The sequence below is a fragment of the Stenotrophomonas sp. LMG 10879 genome (assembly GCF_002750935.1).
GTDB classification, from domain to species: domain Bacteria; phylum Pseudomonadota; class Gammaproteobacteria; order Xanthomonadales; family Xanthomonadaceae; genus Stenotrophomonas; species Stenotrophomonas lactitubi_B.
In genome coordinates, this window is the sequence record NZ_PEJT01000001.1 from 603101 (window position 1) to 614828 (window position 11728).

Sequence of the window (11728 nt, forward strand, 5' to 3'; positions counted from 1 at the left end):
GGCGGCGGGAGGGGCTGGACAATTTCCTGCGGGCGCGGACGGCGCATCACCACGCCGGTGAGGGTTCGAAAAGCGGTTCCCGCTTGACCTCAACCAATGTTGAGGTGCGATAACAGTCTCCCCACGGCCACACCCCTGGCCTTCCCCACGGAGACTGTCTCGATGTCGTACTCGCTTCCCGCCCTCCCCTATGCCTACGACGCCCTCGAACCGCACTTCGATGCGCGCACGATGGAAATCCACCACGGCAAGCACCACCAGGCTTACGTCAACAACCTCAATGCCGCGCTGGAACAGGCGGGTCTGCCCGCGCAGCCGGTGGAAACCCTGATCGCCGATCTGGATGCCCTGCCCGAATCGATCCGCGGCGCAGTGCGCAACAACGGCGGCGGCCACGCCAACCACAGTCTGTTCTGGACCGTCCTCAGTGCAAACGGCGGCACGGCCGATGACGAACTTGCCGCGGCCATTGATCGCGACCTCGGCGGCTACGATGCCTTCAAGGAAACCTTCAGCAGGGCCGCGCAGACCCGCTTCGGCAGTGGCTGGGCGTGGTTGACCGTCGATCGCGACGGCCGCCTGCAGGTCGAAAGCAGCGCCAACCAGGACAGCCCCCTGATGGGCGCCGCGGCGGGTGCCTCCGGCAATACCCCGATCCTTGCGCTGGATGTGTGGGAGCACGCCTACTACCTGCACTACCAGAACCGCCGCCCGGACTACATCGGCGCGTTCTTCAACCTCATCAACTGGGCCGAAGTCGGCCGGCGCTACCGCCAGGCCAGGGCCGCATGAACGCGGACTCTGGCGCATACGCCGGGCCGTGGGCAGGGGTCTTCCCCGCTCCGGCACCGGTGCCGTCGGTCAGCCTGCCGCCGCGTGCGCTGCGCCGGTTGCTCGGCCATTTCCCTACCGGTGTGGCGATCGTGTGCGCGCGTGATGCACAGGGAAAGCCGCAGGGCCTGACCATCAATTCGTTCGTGCCGATCTCGCTGCAGCCGCCACTGGTGCTGTGGAACCTGGCCCTGCATGCGCAGAGCCTGTCCACGTTCCAGCGCGCCACCCAGTTCGCGATCAGCGTGCTTGGCGCCGGACAGGAAGCGCTGGCGCGCCGTTTTGCCGACCCGCAGGTGCGCCATCGATTCACCGATGTGCCCTTGCTGGACGACGGCGAGGACGCGCCACCGCGGATCGCCGGTGCCGTCGTCCACCTCACCTGCACCCGCCACGCGCAGTGGCCGGTCGGTGATCACCTGTTGCTGGCCGGGCGCATCGTCGATGTGCAGGAAGAAGGCGGCGCACCGCTGCTGTTTCATCGCGGCCGCTTCCAGGCCGGTCCGGTGGAAACCCTGGTGGAGGTGCGGTGATGGACATCGACACGCTGGAAAACATGCTCGCCGCTGGCAAGGACAGCGCGCTGCTGCGCTTCGGCTTGGGCAAAAGCTGGCTGGACGCCGGCGATCCGGTGCGCGCAGCCACCCATCTGGGGCGCTGCGTGGTGCTCGACCCGGATTATTCGGCAGCGTGGAAACTGCTGGGCAAGGCATGGCTGGCCGGTGGCCAACCACAGGCGGCGCGCGAGGCGTGGCAGCGCGGGCTCAGCGTGGCCGGCAGCAAGGGCGACCAGCAGGCCCGCAAGGAAATGGAGGTGTTCCTGCGCAGGCTGGACCGCGAGTCGCCTGCGCTGTTGGCGAAGGCCGGCTGAACAATCAGCCGGCGTTGGCCGATGCCGGTGCCGGCATGATGTCCGGCATCGGCAGGCGGCGCGGCTTGCTCGGGAACGCGTGGCGCAGGATGCGCCAGACCACCTGGGTGAACTGCCGCGGCAGCGAGCCGTTGTTGTAGTGCTGGCCGTAACGGCGGCAGATATCCTTCACTTCCTTGGCGATCGCCGCATAGCGGTTGGCCGGCAGATCCGGATAGAAGTGGTGCTCGATCTGGTGGCTGAGGTTGCCCGACAGCACGTTGATCACGAAACCACCGCTGATGTTGGACGAACCGCGCAGCTGGCGCAGGTACCAGTGGCCGCGCGATTCATTGCGCAGGCATTCCTTCGGGAACGTTTCCGATTCGGCAGTGAAGTGCCCACAGAAGATGATCACGTAGGTCCAGATGTTGCGCAGGCCGTTGGCCACCATGTTGCCCAGCAACACCGGCAGGAAGAACGTACCGGCCAGCAGCGGGAAGAACACGTAGTCCTTCAGCACCTGGCGGATCATCTTGCGTGCCACCGGACGGGTCTGCAGCCACATCGCGCGGCTGCTGATGCGGCCCTTGAACCAGCGGCCCAGGCGCAGATCCTGCGCAGCCACGCCCCACTGGAACAGCAGCGCGAAGATCGGTGCGATGATCGGCTGCAGCAGGTAGAACGGCTTCCAGCGCTGTTCCGGGAAGATGCGCAGCAGGCCATAACCGATGTCATCGTCCATGCCACGCACGTTGGTGTAGGTGTGGTGGCGGAAATTATGGGTCTTGCGCCAGTTGTCGGCAGTGGCAACGATGTCCCATTCGTAGGTGTTGCCGTTGAGCTTGGGGTCGCCGGTCCAGTCGTACTGGCCGTGCATGACGTTGTGGCCCAGCTCCATGTTTTCCAGGATCTTGGCCAGCGCCAGCAGCAGGGTGCCGGCGATGCAGGCCGGCCACAGCAGCGGCGCCCAGAACAACGGCGAGAACGCGCCCAGGAACAGCAGGCTGCGGCCAAGCACGCCCGACCAGCGCACAGCCGCTGCGACGCGCCGGATGTAGCGGGTGTCGGACGCGCCGAGGCTGCCGATCACACGGTCGCGGATCGCATCGAGTTCCTCACCAAACGTCTGCATCTCGGCAGGGCTCAGGGCACGGTCGGTAGCGCGGGTCATGGCAGCGGGGTCCTCAGAGATCCAGGGTCAGGTCGGTGGTCGGCGCGCTCACGCAGATCCGCACCGGCACGGCCGTTTCGAACTGGGTGTCGCCGGTGCGCAGGTGGCGGGTGGTGCCACTGACGCGTTCACAGGTGCAGCTGTTGCAGATGCCCATACGGCAGCCGTGCTTGGGCGCGATGCCCTGCGCCTCCAGGCTTTCCAGCAGCGAGCGGCCACGCGGCACGATCAGCCGCCGGCCGCTGCGGGCCAGGGTCAATGCGACCTCGCCCAGGCTGTCGGCATCACTGAGTGCTGCCGGTGGGGTAAAGGCTTCCGCCTGGAAGCCGGCCACGTGCTGGGCCAGCCGCGTGCGCGCGGCGGCAACGAAACCGTCCGGGCCACAGGCCAGTACATGGCGCTGCGCCAGCGGGGTGTCGTCACCGGGTACGGCCAGCGTGTGGCTGTCGATACGCGCAGCCGGCACGTCGCCTTCGCGGGTGGTCAGCAGGTGCACGCGCAGATTCGGATGCGCCGCAGCCAGGGCCAGCAGTTCATCGCGGAACTGGAACGCCGCAGCGTTGCGCTCCCAGTAGAACAGGTCGACCGGTGCCGCCAGCGGGCGCTGGCAGGCGTCGCGCAGCAGGCTGCGCATGGGCGTGATGCCGCTACCGGCTGCCAGCAGCAATACCGGCGCGGCAGCAGGCATGTGGAAATCACCGAAGGCCGCGTCCAGCCGGAACAGGTCGCCCGGCTTGGCATGTGCGACCAGATGCTGGCTGACCTTGCCGCCCTCCACCGCCTTGACGGTAATGGCCAGCTCGCGGCGGCCCAGGCGGGTCGGGCTGTAGCTGCGGCGCAATACACGCCCCTCAAGCTCAACGCCGAGGGTGACGTGCTGGCCGGCGCGCATCCCGGTCCAGTGCCGGTTGCAGCGCAGGACCAGGGTCGCGGCGCCCTCGCCGGCCGGCTCGCGCCGTACCAGGCGGGCCATCGGCTCTCGCAGGGTCCACAACGGATTCAGCTGGCCCGCCCAGAAGTCGAACAGCGACGGCGACAGCCAGCGGTACGGAGAAAGCAGGGAAGGTCGGACGACAGCGCTCATGGGCGCACTATACGGCCGCACACACAGCTGTGTATACATGTGTATATTGCACCGGATTGGGTATGATTCAGCCTTGCCCCTCCGGAAGTGCCATGGCCGCCGCCACCGTTCTATCTCCGCCTGAAGATGCCAGCAGCCCGGCCCGCCGTACGGTGAGCCGCGAGGATCTGTTGGCCGCCGCGTTGAAACTGATCGGCCCGCATCGCAGCCTCTCCACCCTCAGCCTGCGCGAAGTCGCGCGCGAGGCCGGCATCGCACCCAACAGCTTCTATCGCCAGTTCCGCGACATGGACGAACTGGCCGTCGCCCTGATCGACGTCGCCGGGCGCTCACTGCGCACCATCATCGGCGAAGCCCGCCAGCGCGCTACGTCCAGCGCCACCAGCGTGGTGCGCGTGTCGGTGGAAACCTTCATGGAACAGCTGCGCGCCGACGACAAGCTGCTGCACGTGCTGTTGCGCGAAGGAGCGGTCGGCTCGGATGATTTCAAGCACGCGGTCGAACGCGAACTGCACTACTTCGAAGAAGAGCTGCAGCACGACCTGGTGCGCCTGGCCGCACTGGATGGCGCGGTGCTGTACAAGCCGGAGCTGGTGTCGATGGCGATCACCCGGCTGGTGTTTGCAATGGGCGCTTCGGCCATGGATCAGCCCCCGGAGAACGACCCGGAACTGGTCGAACAGATCTCCACGATGATCCGCATGATCATCGTCGGCGCGCGCACTCCCGCCGCCTTCCGCCGCGGCTGACCCCTTCCGGTGCATGACCACCGGCACGCTTCCGTGCGCAATGTGTAATGTTATAACACTCGGATTCGAGTAAAGACCCCGGTCCCGCCGGAAGCTGACACGGCAATATAGCAATTGCTATGTTGATGAGCTTCTGCTTTCCTGTGCGCCAGCCAGGTCGCCCTCGCCGCCCTCCCTCCCCAAGGACGACGCCCTCATGCGCATTGCTGCCTCCCTTCTTCGTCGGCTGCCGCTGGCTGCCGGTATCGCCGCCGCGCTGCCATTGGCCGCAGTCGCTGCACCGCCCTCACCCACCGAGTTGGACCGGGTGCAGGTGAAAGTCAGCACGGCCACCCGCAGCGAACGCCTGCTGTCGGACGTGCCGATCCGCACCGAAGTACTGCGCAAGGAAGACATTGCCCTGCGCGCGGCCACCGATTTCTCCCGCGCGGTCGAGCTGATCAACGGCCTGCGGGTGGAAAGCAACTGCCAGAACTGCAACACCAGCGAGGTGCAGCTGCTGGGTCTTCCCGGTGCCTACAACCAGCTACTGTTCGATGGCATTCCACTGCTGTCCACGCTGGGCAGCGTGTACGGGCTGGAACAGATTCCCGCCGGCTTCGTCGACCGCATCGAAGTGGTCAAGGGCGGTGGTTCGTCGTTGTATGGGCCGGGCGCGGTGGCCGGTGTCATCAATCTGATTCCGCCACTGCCTGCACGCAGCGGTGGCCATGTACAGGCCGGCGTGGATGTGCTGAAGGGCACGCCGCAGAAAAACGCCGACGTCCGTCTGGATCTGGTCGCCAGCGAAGCCGATGCGGGACTGTCGGTGATCGCCCAGCGCAACTGGAACAGCGGCATCGACTACAACGGCGACGGCTATACCGAGATCACCCGCAAGAACCTCAAGGTCGGTGGCCTGCAGGCCTGGTATGCACCGAATCCGGGCACGCGCCTGCGGCTGGACCTGCAGGTGACCGATGAGAGCCGTCGCGGTGGCAATCGTCTCGACCAGCCCGAACACCTGGCCAACATCGCCGAATCGCTGGATACGAACTACCGTCGCGGCAGCCTGTCCTGGGACCAGGAAGTGAACAGCGACGTCGACTTCCGTCTGGCCTACGCCTTCGCCGACATCGACCGCGACAGCTTCTATGGCGGTCTTGGCGATGTGGTCACCGATCCATCGGCGCCCGGCTACGACCCTTCGCAGCTGGACCCGAGCGTGCCCGGCAGTGCCGCATCACGCTCGTGGCGCCAGTACGGGCGCACCCACAACCCGCTGCACTACATCGACAGCCAGTTGAACTGGCGGCTGGGTGCACACACGCTTGCGTTCGGCGTGCAGTACAAGCATGAGGGCCTGCGTGACGACAACCGCGATGGCGCCGGCCAGCGCCTGGCCGTGCTCGAGGATGCAACCTTCCACAACCTCGGCGCGTTCGTGCAGGACGAATGGAGCGTACGCGATGACGTCGACCTGGTGCTGGGTGCGCGCGTGGACAAAAGTTCGGAACTGGACAGCGCCGTGTTCTCACCGCGTATCGCCCTCGCCTGGCAGGCGACTCCCCGGCTGAAATGGCGTGCGGGCATCGCCACCGGCTTCCGTGCGCCGGAAATCTTCGTCGAGGATGTCCACGTCGATACCCTCGGTGGCGAGCAGGTGCGCGTGCGCAACACCAGTGGCTTGAAGGAGGAGCGCGCACTGACCACGCTGTTCGGGTTCGACTGGCGCTCGGACCCGGCCGATCCTGTATGGAGCTGGGATGCCACCGCGTCCTACGCACGCATCCGCGATACCTTTGCGCTTGGCGAGATCCAGCGTGGCGATGATGGCCAGCTGACACAGCTGCGCTACAACGCGTCCGGCTCGAACGTGCTGGGCATGGAAACCAACGTCGGCTGGCAGCCCTCTGCGCAATGGCGGCTGACCGCCGGTGCGTCGTGGTACCGCTCGCAGTTCCGCGCGCCGCAACGCATCTTCGATGACACCGCCGACGGCGGCGATACGGTGATCGACAGCCGCGACTACCTGAAGACGCCGCGCTGGACCGGCGTGGCCCAGCTCAGCTGGATGCCGGCCGAACCCTGGGAGACGTTCCTGGCGCTGCGCCACACCGGATCGATGCCGGTACTCAACAATCGGCTGGGCGAACTGCACCGCACCCGCGCCTTCCTGGTCACCGATCTCGGCGCGCGCTGGCATCGCCACCTGGGCGCGCAGGCACAGCAGGAAGTGTCGGTGGCGGCCGGAGTCAAGAACGTGTTCGACCAGCGGCAGAAGGATCTGGAAAGCGGTGCGCTGCGCGACAGCGACTACGTGTACGGTCCGCGTTTCGCCCGCTCGTGGTACGTGAACCTGCGTTATGCGTTCTAGCGGGCTGCCCGCCCTGCTGCTGGCACTGGCATGGCCGGCGGCGGCGGCCGACCTGCACGCGCAGGTCTCAGCGTCGCTGATGCGGCCCGAGCCACGTGCCCTGCGGCCGATGCAGTGGTCGCCACCCCCGAAGCTGATCGCGCTGTACTTCGGTGCCGACTGGTGCGCGCCCTGCCACGCCTTCGTGCCGACCCTGCGCGGCGTGCGCGACGCGCTGCGCGAGGCCGGCGCCGATACCGAAGTGGTGTATGTCAGCCTGGATGAAAGCGAGGCGGCGTTGCGGCGCTACATGCAGCTGCAGGAGATGCCGTGGCCGGTGCTGGACCCGCGTCGCGCGAAGCGCATGCCGGCGCTGCAGGCGTTGGCCGGCCCGGCCCCGCCCAACCTGGTGCTGATCGATGCGCAGGGCACGGTGCTGGCCAATGGCTGGCAGGGGCACCATTACCGCGGGCTGCAACCGGTATTGCAGGAATGGCGGAAGCAGGCGTGTGCTCAGGAACAGGCGCGTTGCCCGCCTGAATTGTAGAGTCGAGCCATGCTCGACTCATTTCATCACCGCGCGAACAGCAGCCGAGCATGGCTCGGCTCTACAGAAAGCAGATTCCGCGAGTAGATCCACGCCATGCGTGGATGCACTCATTCCATGCCGCGCGAACAGCAGTACAGAAACCGCGACTCAGCCGCCCTCGGCCTTGCGTACGAATGCGTCGAACAAGGCCAGGGTCTGCTCACTGACATGGTGCTCGATGCCTTCGGCATCACGCCGCGCGGTATCCGGGTCCACGCCCAGCGCCAGCAGGAAGCGTTCCACGGTCTGGTGGCGCTGACGGCTGGCATGGGCCAACGCCTCGCCCTCGGGGGTCAGGAACACGCCGCGGTATGGGCGCTGCACCACCCAGCCGTCACGGGCCAGCCGTCGCAGCATCTTCGCCACCGTCGGCTGGGCCACGCCCAGGCGGGTGGCGATGTCGACCTGGCGGGCCTCGCCGCCGTCGGCCAACAGGTCGGAGATCAGCTCGACATAGTCCTCCACCAGTTCCATCCGGTGTGCCTCGCGCACTTGCCGGAAGCTCTCGACCTGGCGCTCGGCCTCGATCAAGGGGGTGCTTTTCAGCGATGTCGAATCGTCCGTCTTGCCCACGCGTGTGCCTGTCCTGCAGTTGTCATCGGGTGCGAACCTGAATTCTGGACCAGTGACGCAGTAAAGACGATTGTTTCACATTGCTATGCGATATAGCAGTGGCTATATTGGCAGCCATGAACACTGTCGCACCCACCGATTCTGCCGCCTCCACTCCGGCCAGCCTGGGTGCGCTCAACGCGTCGATAGCCGTACCCGACAAAGGTCATTGGTGGTTCCGGCTGCTGGCCTTCCTTGGCCCGGGCTACATGGTGTCGGTCGGTTACATGGACCCGGGCAACTGGGCTACCGATCTGGCCGGCGGCTCGCGCTTCGGCTATCTGCTGCTGTCGGTCATCCTGATCTCCAACCTGATGGCGGTGATCCTGCAGGCGTTGTCGGCACGGCTGGGCATCGCCACCGGCATGGACCTGGCGCAGGCCTGCCGTGCGCGCTACCCCAAGCCGGTGAACCTGGCGCTGTGGGCGCTGTGCGAAGCGGCGATCATCGCCTGCGACCTGGCCGAAGTGATCGGCACGGCCATTGCCTTGAAACTGTTGTTCGATCTGCCGCTGCTGTGGGGCGCGGTGATCACCGCGCTGGACACACTGCTGGTGCTGCTGCTGATGAACCGCGGTTTCCGCGCGCTGGAAGCCTTCGTGATCGCGCTGCTGCTGGTGATCTTCGGTTGCTTCATGGTGCAGATCGCGCTGGCCGCGCCGCCGGTGATGCAGGTGCTGGGCGGTTTCATTCCGCGCACGCAGGTGGTCACTGATCCGCATGCGCTGTACATCGCCATCGGCATCATCGGGGCCACGGTGATGCCGCACAACCTGTACCTGCATTCGTCCATCGTGCAGACCCGCGCCTATCCACGCACCGATGAAGGCCGTCGCAGCGCGCTGCGCTGGGCCGTCACCGACAGCACCGTTGCCTTGACCCTGGCACTGTTCATCAACGCCAGCATCCTGATCCTGGCGGCGTCGGTGTTCCATGCCAATGGCCGCTTCGATGTGGAAGACATCGAGCAGGCGCACCAGTTGCTGGCACCGATGCTGGGCGTGGGCCTGGCCTCGACATTGTTCGCCGTGGCGCTGCTCGCGTCCGGCCTGAACTCGACGGTGACGGCGACACTGGCCGGGCAGATCGTGATGGAGGGGTTCCTGCGCCTGCGCCTGCCGCCGTGGCTGCGGCGCTTGATCACCCGCGCGCTGGCCATCATCCCGGTGGTGGTGGTGATCATGCTGTTCGGCGACCAGGGCGCGGTGAAGCTGCTGGTACTGAGCCAGGTAGTGCTGTCGATGCAGCTTCCGTTCGCGATCATTCCGCTGGTACGGATCGTGACCGACAAGATGACGATGGGCGCGCTGGTGGCGCCGCGCTGGCTGGGCAGCATCGCCTGGGTGATCGCGCTGGTGATCGTGGTGCTGAACGTGAAGCTGCTGGTGGACACGTTCGCTGGCGGTTGATCCGCGCGCCCGGGGTCGGATCCCTTGCCACAGGCAAGGGCTCTGACCCCAGTAGATCCACGCCATGCGTGGATGCCCGCGTAGATGCGGATCGCGCGAAATGCCGCCGGGCATGGCCCGGCGCTACCGATGGCGAACTGCAGTAGATCCACGCCGTGCGTGGATGCGGCAATGTCAGGCGCTACAGGAACTCCGCGATCGCCGCTTCGATCTGCTGCGGAGACTGGAAGCCCGGCATGCGCATGCGTTCGTCACCGTCCAGGAACAGCGACAGCGTGGGGGTCTGCCGCAGCCCCAGCTCACGGAAGAACGCCTCTCCCACTACTTCCAGCTGCACCCGCAGCAGGGTCGTGCCCTGCCCTGCAGTGCCGCTGGCCACCCGCTGCAGCGACATGTCCAGCATCCGGCACCCCGGGCACTGGTCCTTGTGGAAGTCCACCAGCACGCGCGGGTGGTCGGCCAGCAACTGGTGGAACTGCTCAGGCGTGGTGGCGTCGATGATCTGCATCGGTGGTACTCCAGTAATGAGCCAGGACCGCGTCGGTCCAACGGTTGATGGCCGTGGCATGCCGCCGGCCATGGGGCATCTGTTCGATCTCCAGCGGCGGGTAGCCGCTGTGGAAATAGCGGATCAGCCGGTGCACCGCACCGCAGTAGTACTCCTGCCCCCACTGCGTTTCGCCGGTACCGAACACCGCCACCTGGCGCGGCCGCTGGCCGCGTTCGGCGATGCCTGCCACCCAGGCCTTCATCTCCGACGGCGTGCGCCCGGCGTTGTCGGTCCAGCAACCGAGCAGCACCAGGTCGGCCTCGCCCACCGGCAGCGGCGGGCACTGGCGCGGGTCGTCGGCGTCCTGCCAGTGCACGGCGTGGCCTGCGGCCCGGCAACGCTCGGCGATGTGGCGGCCGAGCTCACGGGTGTTGCCACTGAGCGACGCCACCACGATCAGGATGCGCAGCGCCGGGCCGCGCTCAGAGGTCGTCGAAGCCGTTGTCGACGTTGGTCTTCTTGTAACTTGCATTGCGCATCTCGAAGAAGTCGGTCTTGGTCTCGGTGAAGTTGTCGGCGTAGGCCTTGATCCACGGCATCACGTTGTCGGTGGTGTCGCTGTACAGGCGCTCGATGCCGAGCATGCCGGCCATCTTGTTGGCGCGGTACTTCACGTAGCGCACCATCTCGTCCACGTCGATGCCGTCGATGCCGTCCAGCACTTCCGCCGACCATTGGGTTTCCAGCTCGATGGCATGTTCGAACGACTGGTGCACGTAGGCGGTCAGCTCGTTGGTCTGCAGCTCCGGGTTCTCGCCGATGATGGCGCGGATCAGCTCGCTGATGAACTTGGTGTGGGCCAGTTCGTCACGGTTGATGAAACTGATGATCTTGCCGGTGCCGTTCATGCGGTTCTGCCGCACCATGTTGTAGAAGTAGGCGAAACCGGAATAGAAGTTGATGCCTTCCAGGATCGAGGACTGGATCAGCGACTTCAGCAGGGTTTCGGCGGTCTTCTCGCGCATGAAATCGTCATACGCCCCCATGATCGGCGCGTTGCGCTTGATGATGGTCGGATGGGTGCGGGCGATCTCGAAGATGCGGTTCTGGTTCGGCAGGTCGGTGATCGAAGCCAGCACGTAGCTGTAGCTCTCGTTGTGGATCACCTCCTGCTGGCCGATGATCGCCGCGTTGGCGTGCGCGGCCGGGTCGGTGATGTACTCGGCGACGTTGTAGATGAAACGCGTCTGCGGCGAATCAAGAGTAGCCAGCAGGCCGATGATGGAATCGTAGGCGTTCTTCTCGCGCGCGTTCAGCTCGCCGTACTGGCGTGCATCCACCTTCATGTCCACCTCATCAGGGATCCAGAAGTTGGTCGAGAGCTCCTTGTAGGCGCGATAGAACGACGGGTACGGGATGTCGTTCCAGTTCAGGATGCCGCTGGTGCGGCCGTTGATGATGCCGGTGCTGCGGTTGGGGTGGCGCGGTTCGAGGATCTTGATGCGGTCGAGGGGGGTTGCCATGGTCTTCTGCCTTCGTATTGCATGCGTTGCGGATGTAGAGCCGAGCCCATGCTCGGCTGCTCTTCGCGCCTGAGCCGAGCGT

At 66.0% G+C, this 11728-nt stretch carries 13 protein-coding genes; 7 read left to right on the forward strand and 6 right to left on the reverse strand.

The window, feature by feature from the left end; genetic code table 11:
* Positions 1–162 precede the first annotated feature (162 nt).
* From CR919_RS02570 to CR919_RS02580, 3 genes are read left to right on the forward strand one after another with little or no spacing between them, the layout of a single operon-like run.
* Positions 163–792: a superoxide dismutase gene (locus CR919_RS02570; protein ID WP_099818707.1), complete on the forward strand. Its 630-nt coding sequence runs from the start codon at positions 163–165 to the stop codon at positions 790–792.
* The gene (locus tag CR919_RS02575) at positions 789–1364 is read left to right on the forward strand and encodes a flavin reductase family protein (RefSeq protein WP_099818708.1); all 576 of its coding nucleotides are present in this window, start codon (positions 789–791) and stop codon (positions 1362–1364) included. The genes CR919_RS02570 and CR919_RS02575 overlap by 4 nt, the downstream gene beginning before the upstream one ends.
* Complete coding sequence (locus tag CR919_RS02580; protein ID WP_099818709.1) at positions 1364–1702, forward strand: tetratricopeptide repeat protein; 339 nt, start codon at positions 1364–1366, stop codon at positions 1700–1702. Before CR919_RS02575 ends, CR919_RS02580 begins: the two co-directional genes overlap by 1 nt.
* 4 nt (positions 1703–1706) lie before the next feature.
* Here CR919_RS02580 and CR919_RS02585 read toward each other — a convergent pair whose 3' ends face one another.
* A complete protein-coding gene (locus tag CR919_RS02585) occupies positions 1707–2855 on the reverse strand; it encodes an acyl-CoA desaturase (RefSeq protein ID WP_099818710.1) in 1149 nt (382 codons plus the stop codon).
* 13 nt (positions 2856–2868) lie between these two features.
* Positions 2869–3978: a ferredoxin reductase gene (locus tag CR919_RS02590; protein ID WP_099818711.1), complete on the reverse strand. Its 1110-nt coding sequence runs from the start codon at positions 3976–3978 to the stop codon at positions 2869–2871.
* A gap of 53 nt (positions 3979–4031) precedes the next feature.
* On the opposite strand from CR919_RS02590, the gene fabR reads away from it, so the two are divergent.
* From fabR to CR919_RS02605, 3 genes are all read left to right on the forward strand, one after another.
* Complete coding sequence (gene fabR / locus CR919_RS02595; RefSeq protein ID WP_025878574.1) at positions 4032–4688, forward strand: HTH-type transcriptional repressor FabR; 657 nt, start codon at positions 4032–4034, stop codon at positions 4686–4688.
* Between the two features lie 196 nt (positions 4689–4884).
* Entirely contained in the window at positions 4885–7044 is a 2160-nt protein-coding gene (locus CR919_RS02600) for a TonB-dependent receptor (RefSeq protein ID WP_099818712.1), read from the forward strand.
* Positions 7034–7570 (forward strand): thioredoxin-like domain-containing protein, encoded by a 537-nt coding sequence (locus tag CR919_RS02605; RefSeq protein WP_099818713.1) that lies wholly within the window; start codon positions 7034–7036, stop codon positions 7568–7570. The genes CR919_RS02600 and CR919_RS02605 overlap by 11 nt, the downstream gene beginning before the upstream one ends.
* A gap of 150 nt (positions 7571–7720) precedes the next feature.
* On the opposite strand, the gene mntR is transcribed toward CR919_RS02605, so the two are convergent.
* Entirely contained in the window at positions 7721–8185 is a 465-nt protein-coding gene (gene mntR, locus CR919_RS02610; RefSeq protein WP_099818714.1) for a manganese-binding transcriptional regulator MntR, read from the reverse strand.
* A 116-nt stretch (positions 8186–8301) separates the two neighbouring features.
* Here mntR and CR919_RS02615 point away from each other — a divergent pair, with 116 nt between their 5' ends.
* Entirely contained in the window at positions 8302–9633 is a 1332-nt protein-coding gene (locus CR919_RS02615) for an Nramp family divalent metal transporter (protein WP_099818715.1), read from the forward strand.
* 181 nt (positions 9634–9814) lie between these two features.
* Here the strand turns inward: CR919_RS02615 and CR919_RS02620 are convergent, their stop codons facing one another.
* From CR919_RS02620 to CR919_RS02630, 3 genes are read right to left on the reverse strand one after another with little or no spacing between them, the layout of a single operon-like run.
* Positions 9815–10141: a thioredoxin family protein gene (locus CR919_RS02620; protein ID WP_099818716.1), complete on the reverse strand. Its 327-nt coding sequence runs from the start codon at positions 10139–10141 to the stop codon at positions 9815–9817.
* A complete protein-coding gene (locus tag CR919_RS02625; RefSeq protein ID WP_243379853.1) occupies positions 10113–10580 on the reverse strand; it encodes a flavodoxin in 468 nt (155 codons plus the stop codon). Before CR919_RS02625 ends, CR919_RS02620 begins: the two co-directional genes overlap by 29 nt.
* Before the next feature lie 25 nt (positions 10581–10605).
* Positions 10606–11646 (reverse strand): ribonucleotide-diphosphate reductase subunit beta, encoded by a 1041-nt coding sequence (locus tag CR919_RS02630; RefSeq protein ID WP_025878567.1) that lies wholly within the window; start codon positions 11644–11646, stop codon positions 10606–10608.
* Positions 11647–11728 lie beyond the last annotated feature (82 nt).